The organism is Caballeronia arationis, assembly GCF_001544975.2.
GTDB classification, from domain to species: Bacteria; Pseudomonadota; Gammaproteobacteria; order Burkholderiales; family Burkholderiaceae; genus Caballeronia; species Caballeronia arationis.
In genome coordinates this window covers 1-21,378 of record NZ_FCOG02000019.1, presented here as the reverse complement: position 1 = coordinate 21,378, position 21,378 = coordinate 1, and the positions used below count along the sequence as shown (strand labels likewise).

Annotated in this window: 16 protein-coding genes; 8 read left to right on the top strand and 8 right to left on the bottom strand. The window is 64.1% G+C overall.

What is annotated here, in order from left to right:
- Positions 1-210: 210 nt before the first annotated feature.
- Positions 211-987: an exodeoxyribonuclease III gene (xth, locus tag AWB81_RS13860; RefSeq protein ID WP_062636397.1), complete on the top strand. Its 777-nt coding sequence runs from the start codon at positions 211-213 to the stop codon at positions 985-987.
- 21 nt (positions 988-1,008) lie between these two features.
- Here the strand turns inward: xth and ntrC are convergent, their stop codons facing one another.
- From ntrC to glnA, 3 genes are all read right to left on the bottom strand, one after another.
- Complete coding sequence (gene ntrC, locus AWB81_RS13855; RefSeq protein ID WP_062636214.1) at positions 1,009-2,517, bottom strand: nitrogen regulation protein NR(I); 1,509 nt, start codon at positions 2,515-2,517, stop codon at positions 1,009-1,011.
- Between the two features lie 118 nt (positions 2,518-2,635).
- Positions 2,636-3,778 carry a nitrogen regulation protein NR(II) gene (glnL, locus tag AWB81_RS13850; RefSeq protein WP_062636212.1) on the bottom strand — a complete coding sequence of 381 codons (1,143 nt, stop codon included), beginning with the start codon at positions 3,776-3,778 and terminating at the stop codon, positions 2,636-2,638.
- Between the two features lie 162 nt (positions 3,779-3,940).
- Complete coding sequence (gene glnA, locus AWB81_RS13845) at positions 3,941-5,356, bottom strand: type I glutamate--ammonia ligase (RefSeq protein ID WP_062636209.1); 1,416 nt, start codon at positions 5,354-5,356, stop codon at positions 3,941-3,943.
- Between the two features lie 372 nt (positions 5,357-5,728).
- On the opposite strand from glnA, the gene AWB81_RS13840 reads away from it, so the two are divergent.
- Positions 5,729-6,193 (top strand): rhodanese-like domain-containing protein, encoded by a 465-nt coding sequence (locus tag AWB81_RS13840; protein WP_062636207.1) that lies wholly within the window; start codon positions 5,729-5,731, stop codon positions 6,191-6,193.
- Between the two features lie 33 nt (positions 6,194-6,226).
- On the opposite strand, the gene AWB81_RS13835 is transcribed toward AWB81_RS13840, so the two are convergent.
- The 4 genes from AWB81_RS13835 to AWB81_RS13820 all read right to left on the bottom strand — a co-directional run bounded on the left by AWB81_RS13835 (position 6,227) and on the right by AWB81_RS13820 (position 10,157).
- A complete protein-coding gene (locus tag AWB81_RS13835) occupies positions 6,227-7,033 on the bottom strand; it encodes a competence/damage-inducible protein A (protein ID WP_062636205.1) in 807 nt (268 codons plus the stop codon).
- A 9-nt stretch (positions 7,034-7,042) separates the two neighbouring features.
- Positions 7,043-7,870: an EI24 domain-containing protein gene (locus AWB81_RS13830; RefSeq protein ID WP_062636202.1), complete on the bottom strand. Its 828-nt coding sequence runs from the start codon at positions 7,868-7,870 to the stop codon at positions 7,043-7,045.
- A gap of 192 nt (positions 7,871-8,062) precedes the next feature.
- Positions 8,063-9,088 (bottom strand): sterol desaturase family protein, encoded by a 1,026-nt coding sequence (locus AWB81_RS13825; protein WP_062636200.1) that lies wholly within the window; start codon positions 9,086-9,088, stop codon positions 8,063-8,065.
- A 55-nt stretch (positions 9,089-9,143) separates the two neighbouring features.
- Entirely contained in the window at positions 9,144-10,157 is a 1,014-nt protein-coding gene (locus AWB81_RS13820) for a YncE family protein (RefSeq protein ID WP_062636396.1), read from the bottom strand.
- 523 nt (positions 10,158-10,680) lie between these two features.
- Between AWB81_RS13820 and AWB81_RS48755 the strand changes: the two genes are divergently transcribed.
- The 4 genes from AWB81_RS48755 to AWB81_RS13800 all read left to right on the top strand — a co-directional run bounded on the left by AWB81_RS48755 (position 10,681) and on the right by AWB81_RS13800 (position 14,614).
- Entirely contained in the window at positions 10,681-10,809 is a 129-nt protein-coding gene (locus tag AWB81_RS48755; RefSeq protein ID WP_087134976.1) for an ESPR domain-containing protein, read from the top strand.
- Between the two features lie 8 nt (positions 10,810-10,817).
- Positions 10,818-11,081, top strand: a complete 264-nt coding sequence (locus AWB81_RS48750; RefSeq protein WP_087134975.1) for a hypothetical protein — start codon at positions 10,818-10,820, stop codon at positions 11,079-11,081.
- Positions 11,074-13,947 (top strand): YadA-like family protein, encoded by a 2,874-nt coding sequence (locus AWB81_RS13805; RefSeq protein WP_144444131.1) that lies wholly within the window; start codon positions 11,074-11,076, stop codon positions 13,945-13,947. The genes AWB81_RS48750 and AWB81_RS13805 overlap by 8 nt, the downstream gene beginning before the upstream one ends.
- Before the next feature lie 103 nt (positions 13,948-14,050).
- Positions 14,051-14,614 (top strand): outer membrane protein assembly factor BamE, encoded by a 564-nt coding sequence (locus AWB81_RS13800; RefSeq protein WP_087134974.1) that lies wholly within the window; start codon positions 14,051-14,053, stop codon positions 14,612-14,614.
- 78 nt (positions 14,615-14,692) lie between these two features.
- On the opposite strand, the gene hrpA is transcribed toward AWB81_RS13800, so the two are convergent.
- Positions 14,693-19,501: an ATP-dependent RNA helicase HrpA gene (gene hrpA, locus AWB81_RS13795; RefSeq protein WP_062636192.1), complete on the bottom strand. Its 4,809-nt coding sequence runs from the start codon at positions 19,499-19,501 to the stop codon at positions 14,693-14,695.
- 22 nt (positions 19,502-19,523) lie between these two features.
- On the opposite strand from hrpA, the gene argA reads away from it, so the two are divergent.
- Positions 19,524-20,912: an amino-acid N-acetyltransferase gene (argA, locus tag AWB81_RS13790; protein WP_062636190.1), complete on the top strand. Its 1,389-nt coding sequence runs from the start codon at positions 19,524-19,526 to the stop codon at positions 20,910-20,912.
- A 77-nt stretch (positions 20,913-20,989) separates the two neighbouring features.
- A complete protein-coding gene (locus tag AWB81_RS13785) occupies positions 20,990-21,262 on the top strand; it encodes an oxidative damage protection protein (RefSeq protein ID WP_062636188.1) in 273 nt (90 codons plus the stop codon).
- The last annotated feature ends 116 nt before the right edge of the window (positions 21,263-21,378 follow it).

The window sequence follows — 21,378 nt, the reverse complement described above, 5'->3', positions numbered from 1 at the left end:
GACACCCGCCGCGCCGGAAACGGCCGTTGCGCGTTCGTACCGCGCGGACAGTCGCGTCGATGGTTTTCGCTTTCGAATCACGACGGTTATGATCTCGGTCAACCACCGCGGTTCACCCGTGCCTTGCCAGCGCGGGCCGACAGCATGCATGCGGCAGCCGCCCGGCGCTCCCGCATGCCGCCTCCCGACATCAGATATCCGCTCATCATCATGAAAATCGCCACCTGGAACGTCAATTCCCTCAAAGTCCGCCAGCAGCATGTGATCGACTGGCTCGAACTGAGCCGTGTCGACGTGCTGTGCCTGCAGGAACTCAAGCTCCCCGACGAGAAATTCCCGCGCGCCGACTTCGAAGCCGCCGGCTTCAAAAGCTGGTTCGCGGGGCAGAAGACCTACAACGGCGTCGGCATCCTGGTGCGCGACGGTGTCGACGTCGACGAAGCCAGCATCTTGCGCAACATCCCCGGCTTCGACGATCCGCAGCAGCGCGTGATCGCTGCGACGATTGAAGGCGTGCGCATCGTGTCGGCGTATTTTCCGAACGGACAGGCGGTCGGCAGCGAGAAGTTCGCCTACAAGATGCGCTGGCTCGACGCGCTGCACGACTGGATCAGCGCCGAAATGAAGCTGCATCCGAAGCTCGCGCTGGCGGGCGACTACAACATCGCGCCCGACGACCGCGACGTGCACGATCCGAAAGCCTGGGAAGGACAGAACCTGGTTTCGCCGGAGGAACGCGCGCACTTCGTGCGGCTCATGGAACTGGGTCTGACCGATGCGTTTCGCAAGTTCGAGCAGCCCGAGAAGCTCTTCACGTGGTGGGATTACCGCATGCTCGCGTTTCGCCGCAATGCGGGGCTGCGCATCGACCACATCCTGCTGTCGGCGGAACTGGCGGCGCAGTGCTCGGCCTGCGAAGTCGACAAGGTGCCGCGCAAGTGGGATCAGCCGTCGGATCACGCGCCCGTGATCGCGACGATCGGCTGATTATTCGAGACGCGTTGCGCTTCAGGCGTCGAGATGCAGTTCCTGGATCTTGCGCGTGATGGTGTTGCGTCCGATGCCGAGGCGCTCCGCCGCTTCGACCTTGCGGCCGCGGGTGAAATCGAGCGCTTCGCGAATCACGGCCGCCTCGAAGCGGCGCGCGAGTTCGTCCATGACATCGGCGGTGTTCTCACGCAAGAGCCGCGCGACTTCCGTACGCAGGCCGTTCTCCCACACGCTGACCGGCACGCCCGCAGGCGCGGCGCCGGCAAGCGTTGCCGGCATGCTCGACGTGCCGTTGGTGCCGGCCGTCGGCTGCGCCATCCCGCCCGCATCCGGGTTCGCCGCGAGCGCTGTGCTTTCGCCGGCGTATTCCTGCGTCGGCGTGAGATCGGGCGGCAGGTCCTTCTGCTCGATCGTCTGCGCGGGCGCCATCACGGTCAGCCAGTTGCAGAGGTTTTCGAGCTGCCGTACGTTGCCGGGAAACGGCAGCGACGCGAGATAAGCAAGCGCTTCCTCGGACACGCGCTTCGGTTCAACACCGAGATCGCGCGCGCTCTTTTGCAGGAAGTGACGCGTGAGCAGCGGAATGTCCTCGCTACGCTCGCGCAACGCGGGCAGCCGCAGCCGGATCACGTTCAGCCGGTGATACAAGTCCTCGCGGAACAGGCCCTGACGCACGCGTGATTCGAGATTCTGGTGCGTCGCCGCGATCACGCGCACGTTCGCCTTCAGCGGATTGTGACCGCCGACGCGATAGAACTGCCCGTCCGAAAGCACGCGCAACAGGCGCGTCTGCAAATCGAACGGCATGTCGCCGATTTCGTCGAGGAAGAGCGTGCCGTTCTCGGCCTGCTCGAAGCGGCCCTGACGCATCGCCTGCGCGCCCGTGAACGCGCCGCGCTCGTGGCCGAAGAGTTCGGACTCCAGCAGGTCCTTCGGAATCGCCGCTGTATTGAGCGCGATGAACGGTCCGTTCGCGCGCGGGCTATGTCGGTGCAACGCGCGCGCGACAAGCTCCTTTCCGGTGCCTGATTCGCCCGTGATGAGCACGGTCGCCGCCGAATGCGAGAGCCGGCCGATCGCGCGGAACATGTCCTGCATCGCGGGCGCCTGCCCGAGCATTTCCGGCGTTTCGGTCACACGGTCGTCATAGGCCGCCTCGCCGCGCATGCTCTCGTCGACGGCGCGGCGGATCAACTCGACCGCCTTGTCGACGTCGAACGGTTTCGCGAGATACTCGAACGCCCCGCCCTGGAAAGCGGCGACGGCGCTGTCGAGATCGGAGAACGCGGTCATGATGATGACCGGCAGCCCCGGCAGCCGGTCGCGGACGGTCTGCAGGAGTTCGAGGCCCGAGCCGCCCGGCATCCGAATGTCGGATACGAGCACTTGCGGGCTTTCCTGCTCGAGTGCGGCGAGCGCATCGCGCACGCCGGAGAAACTGCGCGTCGCGAAGTTCTCGCGTGCCAGGGCTTTTTCGAGCACCCAGCGGATGGATTGGTCGTCGTCTACTATCCAGATCGGCTTCATATCGTTCGGCGAGAAGTCTTCGTGTGGTTCGGTGTGAGCCCGTCGAAACGGTCAGGCGTCAAAGCGTGTTTCGCGTTTTGGGTCTGGATGATCAACCTGATTGTCATGGATCGCGACATCAGCTTCCAAACGGAAGCAGGATGGCAAACTCGGTGCAGCCCGGCCTGCTCTCCACTTCGATCAGTCCGTCGTGCTGCTGCACGAAGGACTGCGCGAGCGTGAGACCGAGTCCGCTGCCGTCGTCGCGGCCCGACACGAGCGGATAAAAGATGCGGTCGCGGATATCGCCGGGGATGCCAGGGCCGTTGTCAGTGATATGCAAGTCCAATGCCAGTTTGTGCAGGCGCTTGCCGATCGTTACCTTGCGCGCGATCCGCGTGCGCAATTCGATCTTGGCGTCGCCCTGCGAAATGCGCTCGCGCAACGCTTCGGCCGCGTTGCGCACGATGTTCAGGAGCGCCTGGATCAGCTGCTCCTTGTCGCCACGCAGGTCGGGCACGCTCACGTCGTAATCGCGTTCGATTGTGAGGCCGCGCGGAAACTCCGCGAGAATCACCTGCCGCACGCGCTCGCAGACTTCGTGGATGTTCACGTCGCCGACGATATGCGGATGTCGATGCGGCTCCAGCAAGCGGTCGACGAGCGTTTGCAGGCGGTCCGATTCCTTGATGATCACCTGCGTGTATTCGCGCAACTCGTCGCGTTCGCGCGCGCCGAGTTCGAACTCCAGCAACTGCGCGGCGCCGCGAATGCCGCCAAGCGGATTCTTGATCTCGTGCGCGAGGTTGCGGATCAGTTGCTTGTTGACCGCGGTCAGATCGTGGATGCGCTCTTCGCGGTCGCTTCTCAGATGGCGCTCGTTCTCGAACAGTTCGAGCAGTACGTAATCCGCCGCGACCTCCAGATAAGCGACGACCGCATGCACATGCAGCGGCTCGCGTCCCGGGCGTTCGAGCACGGCGTCGAGATGAGTCGCGTTGAAACGGTTCTCGGCAATCTTCGCGATCGTGCTGACCAGCTCCTCCGCGTTTGCGAAAAGCTCGGGCCAGTGCGTCTGCGTCAACTGCTTTCTCGACATCTCCAGCATCGACTCCGCCGACGGGTTCGCATACGCGATCTTCAGGCTGCGCTTGTCGAGGACGAGCACGACGGTGGGCAGCGCCTCCAGTCCGGGCAAGAGGCCCGTGTGCACGAGCTGCGAATCGTCGGAGAGCGCATCAGACTGCGTCTTTCTCGACTTGATCAGATTCTTGAGAACCATCTTGCGATGAGGCCTTGGTCGTGGATCTGTCTTGAAATTCAGGCGCGGCGGCGATTAAAAAAGGGACGGCGCGCCGTCCCTTTCTGTCGTTCACCGCGTTGATCGCAACGAGGCGCGCGTTGCATCGTCCTGTAGGCGATCAACCCGCGCCATCGAGCGCGCTTACAGCGAGTAGTACATTTCGAACTCGATCGGATGCACCGCCTGACGGAAGCGTTGCAGCTCGCCCGTCTTCAGTTCGATGTAGGCATCGAGCATCGAATCCGTGAACACGCCGCCGCGCGTCAGGAACTCGCGGTCCGCATCCAGTGCGTCGAGCGCTTCGTCGAGGCCGGCACACACGGTCGGGATCTTTGCATCCTCTTCCGGCGGCAGGTCGTACAGGTTCTTGTCGGCGGCTTCGCCCGGGTGGATCTTGTTCTGCACGCCGTCGAGACCCGCCATCATCAGCGCCGAGAAGCACAGGTACGGATTTGCCAGCGGATCCGGGAAGCGCGTTTCGATACGACGGCCCTTCGGGTTCGAGACGTGCGGAATGCGGATCGATGCCGAACGGTTACGCGCCGAGTAGGCGAGCTTCACCGGTGCTTCGAAGTGCGGCACGAGACGCTTGTACGAGTTCGTACCCGGGTTCGTGATGGCGTTCAGCGCGCGAGCGTGCTTGATGATGCCGCCGATGTAGAACAGCGCGAATTCCGACAGGCCCGCGTAGCCGTTGCCCGCGAACAGGTTCTGGCCGTCCTTCCAGATCGACTGGTGAACGTGCATGCCCGAACCGTTGTCGCCGACGACCGGCTTCGGCATGAACGTCGCCGTCTTGCCGTAGGTGTGCGCCACGTTGTGGATGATGTACTTCATCTGCTGCAGCCAGTCGGCGCGCTGAACCAGCGTCGAGAACTTCGTGCCGATTTCGTTCTGGCCCTGGCCCGCCACTTCGTGGTGGTGCACTTCAACCGGAATGCCGATCTGTTCGAGCAACAGGCACATTTCCGAGCGGATGTCCTGGAACGTGTCGACCGGAGCGACCGGGAAATAGCCGCCCTTCGTGCCCGGACGGTGGCCGGTGTTGCCGCCTTCGAAGTCCATCGCCGACGACCACGGTGCTTCTTCCGAGCCGATCTTGACGAACGTGCCCGACTGGTCCGTGCCCCACTTGATCGAGTCGAAAATGAAGAATTCCGGCTCCGGACCAAAGAATGCCGTGTCGCCGAGGCCCGAGCTCTTCAGGTACGCTTCGGCACGCTTTGCGAGTGAGCGCGGATCGCGTTCATAGCCCTTGCCGTCCGCCGGCTCGACGACGTCGCACGACAGCACGAGGGTCGATTCTTCGTAGAACGGGTCGATGAAGGCCGTGTCGGCGTCCGGCACGAGCAGCATGTCCGACGCTTCGATGCCCTTCCAGCCGGCGATGGACGAACCGTCGAAAGCGTGGCCGCTTTCAAATTTGTCTTCGTCGAATGCCGAAACCGGCACCGAAACGTGTTGTTCTTTGCCGCGCGTGTCGGTGAAACGGAAATCGACAAACTTGACGTCCTCGTCCTTGACGAGTTGCATGACGTCGGCCACGGATTTACTCATTACCTATCTCCTGATTAACAAAAGTCGGCGAACAACTTCGCCGCCCCGTACCGATCCGAAAACTATCGGCGTCTAAAAAGCAGCTTCCATGCCAGGGCGCACCATCGTTGCGCCAAGCAATTGAAGCAGCGCGCATTTTCGGTGAAGCTCCGTTTTTCGCAGTTCGGACCGCCTGTCGGTCACCGCACGGTCACGCACTAAAATGGTGCTTCCCCTTGTCACTCGTCTAACGTTAGCACCGAAACGAGGCATTCGATGTTTCGCGCACCAACTTGATGCATGCTGCTAGTGGTTTTGCCTGTCAGCGCAGGATCACAGGCTGCGGCGGCGCCACGTTAGAATGATCCTTTAAGCTTTCCGGAGACTTGCGTCATGAGCACGCTCGAGCAGTTGTATGGTCAGGCCACGGCTCGCGCCGCCGAGAATCGCTTGCCTTACGCGGGAGCCATTCTGCCCACCGAGGCGTTCGAGCTGCTGCAGCTCGATCCGCGCGCCCGCCTCATCGACGTCCGCACCCGCGCCGAACTCGACTGGGTCGGCCGTCCCGCGATCGACGGCGCGCAGTACGTTCACATCGAGTGGATCCGCTACCCGGGCTCGGTGCCGAATGCCGAGTTTATCGAACAACTACGGCAGGTCGCCACCCCGGATACCCCGGTTTTGTTTCTCTGCCGCAGCGCGGCGCGCTCCAAGCTCGCCGCGGTCGCTGCGCAAAAAGAAGGCTTCGCGCAGTCCTTCGACCTGCTGGAGGGCTTCGAAGGCGACAAGGACTCGCAGGGACATCGCAAGACCGTGTCGGGCTGGTGCTTCCGCAAATTGCCGTGGATTGGCGCTTAAAGCCCACGCGCAGCCGCTGAACCGACCGAAACGTCACGCGTCGGGCTGCGCCTCCACCATCTCCCCGCCGAGGGCGTGCACGCCCTCGCGCAGCGCTTCGAAAGCCGCGCCCGCGGTATCCGGATCGCCCTTCACGCCGAGATCGATATGGGCGCGCGCGTAGATCGCGCCGCGCGATGCATCGCCGACGCTCGGCAGGCTGAATACTCGCACGCCCGGAAAGTCCTGCTCGATCGCCACCATCAGCGGCGTGATGCGCGACTCGGGCAGGCCGAACACCAGCACGGACCGCTCGACATAAGGCCTCGCGTGATGGAGATGCGAATACTTCGTGTCGAGCACCCATTCGATCATCGGCCACGCCATCACCGGAAAGCCCGGCACGAAATGATGATCGACGATTGAAAAACCGGGAATCCGGTTGTAGCTGTTCGGAATGATCGAGGCGCCCTGCGGGAAGGTTCCCATGTTGAGCCGGTGCAGGTTTTCGGGCGACTGCAGATCGACCGGCTTGCCCGCCGCCATGTCGATGACGCGCGCCCGGATCAGTTCCGCGGCTTCCGGGTGCAGCGCGAGCGGGACGCCGAGCGCTTGGGCGGCGCATTGCCGCGTGTGATCGTCGGGCGTCGCCCCGATGCCGCCGGTCGAGAATACGACGTCGTCCGACGCGAACGTGCGCGCAAGCGTCGCCGTGATCCGCGCGGGGTCGTCGCCGACGTATTCGGCCCAGTCGAGCGCGAGCCCGCGTGTCGCCAGCAATTCGATGATTTTCGGCAGATGCTTGTCCGAGCGCCGGCCGGACAGGATTTCATCGCCGATGATGATGACGCCAAAGCCCATGAAAGCCTCTCAGGATTGAGCCGGCAACGCTGGCACGCCCGCCGTTCCGGCACGCAGGCGTTCGAGCGCATGCAGGCAGTAGTGCGCGAACCAGAGCGCCGAAAAGACGAGGATGAAAGCGTAGATCCAGATCGTGGCCGCAGCGACGACCGGAAAGAGCGGCAGCAGCCACACCGACCAGGCCCAGAGCATGGTTGGCAGCGAGCCGAACAGACCGCTCACGATGCCGATTGCGAAGAGCGGCCAGCGCGCGGCCCGCACGATCTGGCGGCGCTCGTCGGCGCTTGCGTGCAGGGCGAGCGCGTCGTAGGTCATCACGCGATAGGTCAGCCAGCCCCAAAGGAGCGGGGGAATCAACGCGAAAAACGGCGGGATCAGCCAAAGCGGCAGCGTCACCACCAGCAGCACGAGACAGACGACCGTCGTCACCACCGAATGACCGAGACTGCCGTACCACGAGCCACCGCGTCGCGCCTCGAGCGTCGCGTACTGCCGCCGCGTGAGCAGCTTGACGACGGCCGGCATCGACATCGTCGCGATCAGCAGCAAAACCGTCACGACGATCAGCGGAATCGCCATTACGACGACCAGAAACGGCGCGATGACCGAATGCAGCGACGAGAAGCCGAATGAATCGAAGACACGGTACATCGAGGACGTGAACGCCCAGCCCTCGAGCCAGCCGGTCGCCGCGCCAGTCAGCGTCTGCCAGAAGAACCACAGAACGACACCCCACCCCGCCGTCGCGACGGCGAACGGCATGAAGGTGAGCCAGAGCATCCTCGGGTGAAACGCGTTCGCGAGCGCGCGCACGAACGAGCGCAGCAAGTCATTCATGCGTGATTTGCCTGAAAAGGGAGAAATTACCTTGCATGGGGCCAGAGTCAAGCGCTGACCCCGGCCGACAAAGAAGACAGGATAAACCAGCGAAGGCCGGCCGCGCAGTTGGCCGAATGGATGACGGCTGACTGTTGAGAGGACGAAAAAACCGAACGTATGCGCCGCACCGAAGAGGGCACGCGAGGGCGGTCAGACCGGCGCGGTGTCCGTATCGGAGTTGCGCCGCCCGCCGCTACGCCACGCGGTAAAGCGCGCTCCGATACGCCTGAATGCGAGCCAGTGCTGCTCGATAAATCCGTCCCCGTAGTTCACCGCGCGCGCGCCAGGCACGGCGATCTGGTCGCGGATACCGGTCGGCTCGATCTCGCGATTCCACGAAACGCTCCGGAACAGCATGTCCCACCACGGGAGCAGCACGCCGAAATTGCAGCCGTATTTGGTGCCTTCGTGGCCGAAGCCGATCGCGTGGTGCCGGCGATGGAATGCCGGCCCGACCAGCAGCCGCTCGCCGAGCCAGCCATAGCTCAGGCGGATGTTCGCGTGCTGGACGCTCTGCATCAGGTTCGTGATCGCGACGAGCACCACGAATTGCGACGGCTCCACGCCGATCACGAGCGCGACGGTGGCGAAAAAGCTCGCCTGGAGGATATCGTCCAGCAAGTGGTTGCGATCATCCGACCAGAGCGACATCTTCTGCTGGCTGTGGTGCACCGCATGCAGTTCCCACCAGATCCCGAAGCGGTGCTCCAGACGGTGATACCAGTAGCCGGCGAAATCGAGCACGACCAGATAGATCGCGAACGCGACGAGCGGCTGGGTCGTCACACCCGGCCAGAGATTGTCGATTTCAAGATTCGGTACGTTGTGAAGGCGCAGCCAGCCTTGCAGCGAATCGAAGAGCGGCTGGAACGTGAAGAAGAAAAACAGGTTCAGGATGCCCAGTTTCACGATCCACGTGTACAGCACGTCGACCCGGACGCCCTTGCGGTTTTCCCATTTCTCCGCCGGCCGCAACGCCTCGAGCGGGCGGAGGATCGCGTACATCGCAATCACTTCGAGCACGCCGACGATCACCCAATAGAGCGCGTCATAGGTGTCTTCGTCGTAGTCCATGAGGCCGACCTTGAACAGGAACGGCTGCACGACGTCGACGTACAGAAGTGTCTGAAGCGTCGAAACGAAACTATCGAGAGACGAAAAGATGGAATGAAACATGGTGCTCCGTCAGATGCAGCGGCCGGCCTGCATCAATGGTAGTACACACTCGCCTTCAGGCGCCGTTCGGCGCCGTCACCGGCGCGCGATTGTAAAAATAAATCCCATGCGGCGACCGGCCCACGGCGATCGTCTGAATCAGCTTGCGATTCGTCAGGTCGATGATGCCGATGTGCTTCGCGAAACGGAACGTTACCCACAGATAGCGTTTGTCGGCGGAAAGTTCCATGTCGTCGGGACCGGGCATGAGACCTGTGATGTCGCCGACATTCGTGAGCGTGTCCTCGTCGATGATGCTGATCGTGCTCGCCACCCGGTTCGACACCGCGACGTGCTTGCCATCCGCGAGCGAGCGGAAGTTGTGCGCGCCGTTGCCCGTCTTGATCGTCTTCACGATTTTCTGGTTGCGCCAGTCGACCACGGCGACGTAATCGGCGCCCGTCATGCCGACGAGCAGGTATTTGTCACCGGGCGTGAGCCAGACCCCCGCCGGCACCTTGCCGACCTTCATTTTCCATTTGACCGTCTGCGTCGCGAGATCGATCGCCGCGATCTCACCCGACACCTGCAGCGAAATGAACGCCGTCTGGCTGTCGTTCGTGAACGCGATGTGGCTCGGCATGGTGGCGAGCGGCAGGCGCTTCGCGATCGAAATGTCCTTGCCGTCGTAGTGGTAAATGTCCAGACGATCGAGACGCAGGCCGGTTGTCACGAGCCACTTGCGGTCCGGCGAGAAGCCGATCTGGTAGGGATCTTCGATGTTTTCCAGCCAGCGCTGGGTCTTGCCCGTCTTCGGGTCGACGAACATCAGGTTGTTCGAGACCGAATTCGCGACGATCAGCGACGAGCCGTCGGGCGTCGGCATCAGGTGATGCGGTTCCTTGCCCGTCGGAACGGTCCCGACGACCTGGCGGCTGACTTCATCGATGAGGCTCAGCGTGGCCTCGCCGGAATTCAGCACGATCACGTTGTTGGCGCTTGCTGCGGTTGCGAGGAAGGCGGCGCCGGCGGCGAACACCGCACGGACGACGGTCGCGCGAACGCGGCCGGAGAGGGAAAGGTTGCGCATGAAAGGTCGAGTCAGAAAACAGCCGTCATTGTAGAACGTTTGCATGTTGCCGCGCGTTGACCCGGGCGCGGCATTTTGGCGGCCTTTGCCCGAGAGAACGCCCTTTACCCGGCGATTCTCCGCCTTCGATCCCGAACGCAAGGACGAGTTTCCATCGGATCGATCCTAGATCCCTTGCACAGAGTTTTGAGAATCAACAGATAAATTACTGTCGTTTTCTCAATTTTATCGAATCAAAGCACGATTGCTTGAGCGAATAACACCTTTTATTTGCGAATCGTCAGCTCTCACGCAATTAGTCAGCAATTCGGAATAGTCGTGTATTTCAGGTCGCGCTTCACGCCGATCATCACGCGCTTCCGGAGAGGCCTTTCGTGTTGCAACTCGCTGCGCCCGACCGGAGAGAGCACGAGAAACGCCGCGTACGCAAAAAAGGAATCGGCTTCTTAGAGCGACAGGCTCGGACGACGACGTTTTCCTCGAACCCACAGTAATTCATTGTTTTTGTTAGGCATCCTTTTTTATGAACAGAATCTTCAAGGCAGTCTGGAACGAATCGAGCGGGACGTGGGTCGCCGCTTCGGAAACGGCAGGGGGGAAACGAAGCGGAAGTCGTCGCTTGGAAGCCTTGTCGCGGCGTGCGCGGTGGTAGCGGGCGGCATGGCGGCGGGATCGGCTCAAGCGCAATGGACAACGGGATCGGGCCCAGTTTCGCTTCAGGGAGGCAGCAGCGCGAATGCAACCGGCATATACACGGTGGCAATCGGCACGAACACGCTGGCGGAGCAAGACTGGTCAACGGCCGTGGGCGTGAGCGCCACTGCTTCCGGCGAAGGCGCTACTGCATACGGACAGCAGGCGAAAGCGACCGCCGACTCTGCCGTAGCGGTTGGCCGTGGGGGCGAACGCAGGCGCCGTGGATAGCACTGCGTTCGGCGTCCAGGCCACGTCGGCCGCCCTTAGCGCCGTTGCGGTCGGCGCGGACAGCTACGCTGCTGGCACCAGTTCGATCGCGATCGGCAAATTCGCCGGCGCTGCGAACGCAAACGGAGTCGCCATCGGACAACTCGCCGACGCGGAAGGCGCGAACAGCATCGCCGTGGGATCCACGGCCTCGATAGGCTCTGACGGCGCCTCCGCGTTCGGTTCCAACGCCAATGCTGGCGGCACTTCCAGCGTTGCGGTTGGCAACCAGGCATCCGCCGTTGGTGAGCAGGCCGTCGCGACGGGTTATGCCGCCACCGCTATCGGAAACAATGCCGCCGCCTACGGCGCAAACAGCTACGCGCAAGGTACGGACACCACCGCAGTCGGCCACTACTCCGGCGCGGGCGGAGATCGCGCCACGAGCGTTGGCTATTACTCGCAGGCGATCGCTCAAGACAGCACCGCGGTCGGCGCGTATGCGGATACCGAAGCCCCGCGGGCATCGGCGTTTGGAACGAATGCAACGGCGAACGGAACATCCAGCGTTGCGATCGGCGACAGCGCCATCGCCACCGGCACCGGGAGTATCGCAGCCGGGATGAATGCCCAGGCGACGAAGACCGGCGACATCGCCATCGGACAGGCAGCCAACGTGACGAGCACGTTCGGCGGCATCGGCGTCGGCGCGGCGAGTTCCGTCACCGGCTTCAACGGCATTGCAGTGGGCTCGAGCGCGAAGTCGAACGCACGCGGATCCATCGCGATCGGTGAAAGCAGTGTCGCAGGCATCGCCGGCAATCAATCGAGCGCGGGCACCGTGGCGATTGGCGCCCAAAGTACCGCTACCGGCACCTATTCGGTCGCCATCGGCAAGGACGCGATATCCACGACGCCCTACAGCGTCGCGCTCGGTGAGGGCTCGGTGACGACAATCGGCGCACGTAGCTCTTACACCGGCTACAACCTCACCGGTACGCAAGCATCGATCGGCGAAGTCAACATCGGCAACCGCACGATTAGCGGCGTCGCAGCCGGCCTGAATGATGACGAAGCCGTCAACGTCGCGCAGTTGAAAAGCGTGGACAGCAAGTTCGACGGCGCAGTGATGTACGACCCCAAACCGGATGGTTCGATCGACACGAGCAGCGTCACACTGGGCGGAATCGGCGCATCCACACCCACGGCGCTGCACAACGTCGCGGCCGGCGTGGAAGGAAACGACGCCGTGAATGTCGACCAGTTGAACAGCGCGATTAGCGACGCCGACAACCCGTTCTTCAGAGCGCAAGGCGATCGCGCGAGCGAAGGCGCGAAGGCGACGGGCGCACACTCGGTGGCATCGGGCGACAACGCATCAGCCACGGGCGACAACGCGTCCGCATACGGCGCGAACTCCGTGGCCTCCCACACGAATGCCACTGCACTCGGCGCGGGTGCCCAGGCGAGCGGTTGGCAATCGACCGCCGGTGGCGCGAATGCCAAAGCGGGCTTCGCAGCGGTAGCGACCGGAGCGAATGCCAATGCCGGCGGCGTCGGAGTGGCAACAGGCTTTAGCGCTCAGGCAGGGGAAAACGCAACAGCAGTGGGCGCGTTCGCAAAGGCTTCCGGCGATAGTTCAGCCGCCTTCGGCGTCGGAGCAGTTGCAGCCGCTGACGCTAGCATTGCGGTCGGCTCGCAGGCCAACGCCGCCGGGGTGAATGCCATCGCGATCGGCCTGAACGCTCAGGCGGCATTAGAAAACAGCGTCGCCATCGGCGCGGGCGCGAATGCCGCGCACGCCAACAGCGTCGCCCTCGGCGCGGGATCGGCAACGAAGACCGGTGCGCAGTCTAACTACCCCGCCTACGGCCTTTCTGCTCCGCAAACCTCGTCGGGCGAAGTCAACGTCGGCAGTCGCACGATCAGCGGTGTCGCAGCCGGCAAGAACGACGACGACGCCGTCAACGTCGCGCAGTTGAAGGGCGTGTCGACGAAGGTCGACCAGGTCGAGGCTTCCATCGACGGCGTCGTGAAATACGACCGCGATCCTGCAAGCGGCGAAATCAACAAAAACAGCGTCACCCTCGAAGGCGAAGGCGGCACTGCCCTCCACAACGTCGCCGCCGGCACCGCCGCCACCGACGCCGTGAACCTCGGCCAGTTGAACGACGCCCTCGGGCAAGTCAACAACGCCGTCGTCAACGCGGCCAATCCGTTCTTCAGCGCGGAAGGCGACCGCGACACGGAAGGCGCAACGTCCACGGGCGCGCACTCAGTGGCATCGGGCGCGAGCGCATCGGCATCGGGCACGGGTGCGTCCGCGTTCGGCGCCGGCGCATCGGCTTCCGGCACCGCCGCTCTCGCGGCCGGTCAGAACGCCACAGCGTCCGGCAACGGCGCAACGGCCCTCGGCAGCGGCTCGAAAGCCACCGCCGACAACGCTGTCGCCCTCGGCCAGAACTCGGTCGCCGATCGCACGAACACCGTGTCCGTCGGGGCCGCCGGCCAGGAACGCCAGATCGTCAACGTCGCGCCGGGCACGCAAGGCACCGACGCCGTCAACGTCAACGTCAACCAGTTGCAGCAAAGCTCGTCGAACGTCCTGAATCAGGCTAACCCCTACACCAACCAGAAGTTCGAAGACGCCCGTCGCGATGCCTACGGCGGCACCGCATCGGCGATCGCCATCGCGAGCCTGCCGCAAGCGGTGCTGCCGTGCCACGGCATGGTAGCGGTCGGCGGGGGCACGTACGGCGGCCAGAGCGCGCTCGCCATCGGCGTGTCGCAACTGTCCGACAACGGCGTCTGGGCCTACAAGTTCACCGGCACCACGAGCACCCGCGGCCAGTTCGGCGTCGGCGTCGGCGCCGGCATGCACTGGTAAGCGGACGGCCTGATCGTCGCAAGCACGCTCGGGCCGGGTTTCGGCGGCATCTGCCGACGCCCGGCCCGATACAACAAAAAGATCGAACAAAGGTGACTCAAGCATGACGAAAGAAATATTTCGCCCCCTCTCCCGCCGCACGCCCGTCTGGATGGCGCTCGCCGTGGCGCTGTCGGCCACCGTGCTGATGCAGGGCTGCGCGACGCGCAGCCAGCTCTCCGACGACGGCATGCATGACAAGCTCGACTTCCCGGCCGCGGACTCGTCGACATGGACCCGCAACGGCTCGTTCCCGCTCGTCGAGGCGCTTCGCAAGCTCAAGCCGGGCATGACGAAGGACCAGATCGCCACGCTGATGGGCCGCCCGCAGTATCGGGAAGGCTTTTTCGGCGTTCGGGAATGGGACTATCGTCTGAACGTGACGAACGAAGCCGGCGCGCCGCAGTTCGTCTGCCAGTTGAAGGTGGTCTTCAGTTCGCGCAATGAGGCGCGCAATTACTATCGGAAGTGCGGCGAGAACGTCGAGACGCTCCTCGACGGCAAATGGCGCAAGTACGAACCGCCGGTGGAAGTCACCGTTCCGGCGGCAGCGACCTCGCGAGATGGCGTCGCTGCGACCGCCGCGGCCGTAACGGGCGAGCCGATCGCTACCGAACGACTGAAATAGCTGTGATCGAGTATCGAAGAACAAAGGCCGACGCAATGCCGGCCTTGTTCTTCTGGCACGCGTCGGCACGTGAGCCCTTCAGCGCTGCATCGATTCCCACACCTTGTGAAGGCGCTTGACGGAGATCGGCATCGGCGTGCGCAACCCCTGTGCGAAAAGCGACACGCGCAACTCCTCCAGCAACCATCGATATTCGGCGAGCCGCGCATCTGCCACGCCTCCGCGCTGGGCGATCGCGCGCTGATAGTGCTGCACGAGCGGCTGCAGATCGGCGAAAAGACGCGCGTCGCGCGACGGATCGGCTTTCAGCTTGTCGATGCGCAGCGCGATCGCCTTCAGATACCGCGGAAAATGCGCGAACTGCGCATAAGGCGTGTCGATCACGAAGCGCTTGCCGATCAGCCCGCTCAATTGCGACTGCATATCGGCGTACGCGGTTCCGAACGACTTCGCCTGCGCAAGCTTCTTCACGACGCCCGCATATTCGGCAAGGATCTGTCCCGTCAACCGCGCAATCTCCTGCGCGAGCAGCGTGAGACGACCCTTCCCTTCGTCACGACGCTTGTGGAAACTGGCGTCGTCGTCGGGAAGCGGGTCCTGCAGGCACGCGCGATCCAGCGCGGTCTCGATGATCTGATCGCGCAACTCCTCCAGCGTGCCGAGCGCCATGTAGTGCAGCGACATCTCGCGCAAGCCCCCGAGATTTTTTTCGAGATATTTGATCGGCTCGCGCAACTGCAGCGCGAAGAGACGCCGCAGACCCGCGCGATGAATCCGCGCCGCTTCCTCGGGCGAATCGAAGACTTCGACATCGCAATGCGTATTGCGATCGACGAGCGCCGGGTAGCCGAACAGCGTCTGTCCGCGACGACGGATTTCGAGCAATTCGGGCAACTTGCCGAAGTTCCACGTCGTCAGATTTTCATAGAGCGCGGTGCTCGACGGATCGCCCGACGGAACCGCCACCGACGTTTGCGGCGCTGCATCGTCGCCGAAATCGAGCGTCGCGGCCGCCGCCAGCTTCTGAAAATGCTGCTGCGCCTGGCCGCCGAGTTCCGCGCGCAACTGCGCGAGATTGCGGCCCATCGCGAGCTGGCGTCCGTGCTCGTCGATGACCTTGAAGTTCATGAAGAGATGCGCCGGCAAGGTTTCGAGCTTGAAGTCGGCGCTCTTCATCGCGACCTGCGTCTCGCCGCGCACATCCGCGATCAGCGCTTCGAGCAAACCGCCCGCGCCGAACTTCGGCCCGCCATGCCGATCGACGAAACCCGCCGCGAACTCGGGCAGCGGCACGACGTGCCGGCGCAGCTTCTGCGGCAGCGATTTCAGCAGCAACTGCGCCTTTTCCTTCAGCATGCCGGGCACGAGCCACTCGGCGCGGCGCGCATCGACCTGGTTCAGCCCGTAGAGCGGCACAGTGAGCGTCACGCCGTCGCGCGGCGATCCGGGCTCGAAGTGATACGTGAGCGACATTTCGATGCCCGCCATCGTCATGCGCTTGGGGAACAGGTCGGTCGTGATGCCGGCGGCCTCGTGACGCATCAGGTCGTCGCGCGACAGGAACAAAAGACGCGACTTGCCCGCTTTCTCCTCGTCGCGATACCAGCGCTCGAACTCCGCGCCCGTGTGGATGCCCTGCGGCACGAGCGCGTCGTAGAACGCGTGAATCAGTTCGTCGTCGACGAGCACGTCCTGGCGGCGCGACTTGTGCTCCAGCTGCTCGATGTCCGCGACGAGCTTGCGGTTGTGCGCGAAGAACGGCAGCTTGGTTTCGAATTCGCCTTCGACCAGCGCGCCGCGGATGAACATCTCGCGGGCGCGCGACGGGTCCTGGCTGCCGAAGGACACGCGCCGCCGCGCGTACACGGTGAGCCCGTGCAGCGTCGCGCGCTCGAAGGCGACGACCTGCGCCGCCTTCTTCTCCCAATGCGGCTCGGAAAGCGACTTCTTCAGCAGATGCGCGCCGACCTGTTCGAGCCATTCCGGCTCGATCTTCGCGATGGTGCGCGCATACAGCCGGCTCGTCTCGACAAGCTCGCCCGCCATCACCCAGCGCCCCGCCTTCTTCAGGAGCGCCGAGCCCGGCCATAGATAGAACTTGATGCCGCGCGCGCCGAGGTAATACGGCTCGTCGTCGGCCTTGAGGCCCACGTTGCCGAGCAGGCCCGTCAGCAGCGACAGATGCACCTGCTCGAAAGTTGCCTCCGCTTCGTTCAGACGCCAGCCGTGCTCGCGCACGACCGTCAGCAGTTGCGAATGCACGTCACGCCACTCGCGCAGGCGCATCTGCGAAAGGAAGTTCGCGCGGCATGCATCGCCGAGCTGCTTGTTCGACTTCTTGTGCGCGATCGCTTCTTCGAACCACGCCCAGATGCGCGTCCATTGCAGGAACTCGGAGCGCTCGTCGACGAATTTGCGGTGCGCCTGGTCCGCTTGCTCTTGCGCTTCGACCGGCCGGTCGCGCGGATCCTGCACCGACAGCGCCGACGCAATGATCAGCACCTCGCGTAGCGCCTGATGGTCGCGCGCGGCGAGAATCATCCGCCCGACGCGCGGATCGAGCGGCAGGCGAGCGAGTTCGCGGCCGAGAGGCGTCAGGGCATTGTCGTCGTCGACGGCGCCGAGTTCGTTCAACAACTGATAGCCGTCGGCGATGGCGCGTCCCGGTGGCGGCTCGATGAACGGGAACGTCTCGATCGCCGTCAGATGCAGCGACTTCATCCGCAGAATCACCGATGCGAGCGACGAACGCAGGATCTCGGGATCGGTGAAGCGGGTACGCGACTGGAAATCGGCTTCGTCGTAAAGACGGATGCACACGCCATCCGCGACGCGCCCGCAGCGGCCCGCGCGCTGGTTCGCCGCCGCCTGCGACACGCCTTCTATTTGCAACTGCTCGACCTTGTTGCGATACGAATAGCGCTTCACGCGCGCCATGCCGGTATCGACGACATAGCGGATGCCCGGCACCGTCAGCGATGTTTCGGCGACGTTGGTCGCGAGCACGATGCGCCGCGCGTTCGACGCCCTGAACACGCGCTCCTGCTCCGCCGCCGACAGGCGCGCGAAGAGCGGCAGGATTTCCGTATGCGGCGGATGGTGCTTGCGCAGCGCCTCGGCGGCGTCGCGGATCTCGCGCTCGCCGGGAAGGAACACGAGGACGTCGCCGGGACCTTCGCGGCAAAGCTCGTCGACGGCATCGACGATCGCTTCCATCAGGTCGCGGTCGGTTTCGCGCTGGCTCTTCTGACGCGGCTCCTTCTGCGGCGTGCCCTGCGCGTTCTTCACGGCGGGGCTGTTCTCTTCGACCGGCCGGTAGCGCATCTCCACCGGATACAGCCGCCCGCTCACTTCGATCACCGGTGCGGGCTTCTCGTCGCTGCCGAAATGGCGCGCGAAGCGATCGGCGTCGATGGTCGCGGAGGTCACGATCAGCTTGAGGTCGGGCCGGCGCGGCAGGATTTCCTTCAGATACCCGAGCAGGAAATCGATATTGAGACTGCGTTCGTGCGCCTCGTCGATGATGATCGTGTCGTAGGCCTTGAGCAGCGGATCGGTCTGCGTTTCGGCGAGCAGGATGCCGTCCGTCATGAGTTTGACCGACGCGCCGGGCGCGAGATTGTCGGTGAAACGCACCTTGTAGCCGACCACTTCGCCGAACGGCGTGCCGAGTTCCTCCGCGATGCGCCGCCCCGTCGCCGATGCCGCGATCCGGCGCGGCTGCGTGTGGCCGATCAGGCCGGAACCGCCGGCGCCCAGGCCGCGTCCGAGCGCGAGACAGATTTTCGGCAACTGCGTGGTCTTGCCGGAGCCCGTCTCGCCGCTCACGATAACAACCTGATTCGCCGCGATCGCGCGCGCGATTTCCTCGCGACGGCCGGAGACCGGGAGCGCTTCGGAGAACGTGATCGGCGGGATCGGATTCGGTTCAACGGCCGGTCGTTCGCGACGCGTGCCCTCGCGGCGCGGCTGGTCGCGACGCGCAGGCGCGGATGCGGCGGCCTGCGGCTTTTCGCCCGCGGACTGCTGCGGTGCGCTGCCACGCCCTTCGGCGCGCGATGGCGCGGGCGCGGAAGGTTGTGCTTGCCTTGCGTCCCGCTGCGGCGCGCGCGTGTCGTCTTTGGCGCGCGGCGTATTCGGCAGGGCGGATCGTTCCGAGTTGCGCGCCGGACGAGCGTCGCCGCGTTGCCGCGCGGTTGGTTCCGAGTCGCGTGGCTGCGAACCGTGTCGCGGTGCGCGAGCTTCCGGGTGCCGAGGCTCGGGGCGCGTCTCACGGGTGTCGCTGGGGCGGCGCTCGGAGGGTTGGCGAGCATCGTTGCGTGCATCAGGCCGCGCGTCGCGCGGTGAAGTCGCGGGGCGCCCGGCTGACGCCGTCTGCCTGGCGTTCTCGCCACCTTCGGTGCTCGCCCGCTCGCTCACGCCTTTCTGCGCGCCAGTGCGCGGCTCGCGCAACGACGCGTTCGTTTGCTTCGGAGCCGGACGTTGAACAGGCTGCCCGGCTGCGGCGTCGTCAGAAGAAGTATCGCGAGTCCGGCTTTGCGCATCGCGGGAACGCGACGGCGCGGGCTTCGCTTGCTGCTGTTTTTTCGCGACGGATTCCCGCTCGCGTTCGACGCTTGCCGCAGAACCGGCGAGCACACGCGGCGTCTGCGCTGCCTGCCGTTCGCCGCCGCTCGCGGGTTTCGCCTGCGCCCCCGCGTTCCCGGATGCCCCCGCAAACCGCCGCGCCGCCGCTTCCTTCTTACTGAGCGCCCGGCTCGCTTCGTCGTCTTCGGCGCCCTCGGGACGCGCCGCCCCATCGCGCAAGAGATTTTCACGCAGCTTTTTCAACTGCTCCTGAGGATCGAGCTTGTCCCCGTCGACGGGGCGTTTGGAAACATTCGGCATAGCGTCGCATTATAATCCGGGCATGAATTCTCAAACCGACCTCCCCACCGCGCCGTCGCCGGTTGCAGCCGAACCGGAAACGCCCCAGATCTCCGACGTGGACGCCAAGCACGCCCAGTTCGTCGAATGGATGCGTTCCGTCGCGCCCTACATCCACGCGTTCCGCAACAAGACGTTCGTCGTCGCGTTCGGCGGCGAGCTGGTGCAGGAAGGCCGGCTCAATGCGCTGGTGCAGGACGTCGGCCTGTTGCACGCGATGGGCATCCACGTCGTCCTCGTGCACGGCTCGCGGCCGCAGGTCGAAGAGCAGTTACGGCTGCACGGCGTCGAGTCGTCGTTTTCGCACGGGTTGCGCATCACCGATGCGCGCGCGCTCGAATCCGCGAAGGAAGCCGCCGGTGAAGTGCGTCTCGACATCGAGGCCGCGATCAGCCAGGGCCTGCCGAACACGCCGATGGCGCATGCGCACATCAGCGTCGTGTCGGGCAATTTCGTGACGGCGCGGCCGGTCGGCATTCTGGATGGCGTCGATTTCCAGCACACGGGCGTCGTGCGCAAGATCGACGGCGACTCGGTTCGTCATTCGCTCGCGAGCAACAAGCTCGTGCTGCTCTCGCCGCTCGGTTTTTCGCCGACGGGCGAGGCGTTCAACCTGTCGATGGAAGACGTGGCCTCGGCGGCAGCCATCGCGCTGCGCGCCGACAAGATCATCTTCCTGACCGAAACGCCGGGCCTCGTCGACGAAAACGGCGATCTCGTGCGCGAAATGTCGCTCGATGACGCGTATCGCCTGCATGAAGGCGGCGAATTGCAGGGTGACGCCGCGTTCTACCTGAAGCACACGATTCGCGCGTGCCGCGGCGGCGTGGCGCGGGCGCACATCATTCCGTACGCGCTCGACGGCAGCGTGCTGCTCGAACTCTTCCTGCACGACGGCGTCGGCACGATGATCTCATACGAGAATCTCGAAAGTCTGCGCGAGGCGACGCCTGACGACGTCGGCGGCATTCTCACGCTGATCGAGCCGCTCGAATCCGACGGCACGCTCGTGCGGCGCGGACGTCACCAGATCGAACGCGACATCGACCACTTCTCGGTCATCGAGCACGATGGCGTGCTGTTCGGTTGCGCGGCGCTCTATCCATATACGCAGGAGCGCATCGGCGAAATGGCGTGCCTGACGGTCGCGCCCGAGGCGCAAGGTTCCGGCGACGGCGAGCGGCTGCTGAAACGCATCGAGCAGCGCGCGCGGGCGCGCGGGCTCACGCACATCTTCGTGCTGACGACGCGCACCGAGCACTGGTTCCTCAAGCGTGGCTTCGTGAAGGCCACCGTCGACGATCTGCCCGAAGACCGGCGCCGTCTATATAACTGGCAACGCAAGTCGCTCGTATTGAAGAAGCAGCTTTAACTCACCACATTCGGGCGGCCGCAGGTAACGACCACAACCGCGACGCCCCGCTACCCCGACTTGAGGAGAAACACACGATGGCCCGAATGGTTCAATGCGCGAAGCTCGGCAAGGAAGCCGAAGGACTCGACTTTCCGCCGCTGCCGGGCGAACTCGGCAAGCGGATTTACGAGACGGTGTCGAAGGAGGCGTGGCAGGGCTGGTTGAAGCAGCAGACCATGCTGATCAACGAAAACCGCCTGAACATGGCCGATCCGCGCGCGCGCCAGTATCTGCTCAAGCAGACCGAGAAATACTTCTTCGGCGAAGGTGCCGATACCGCGTCGGGCTACGTGCCGCCGCAAAGCTGAAAACGCGCCCTGCGACTCCCGAAAACCGGCCCTTCGTGGCTAATGCCGTTCAGTTAATGTTCTTTTTGAGGTATCGAACGGTGTAGCGTTTAGGGCGGGATTTGACGACTCGGTCG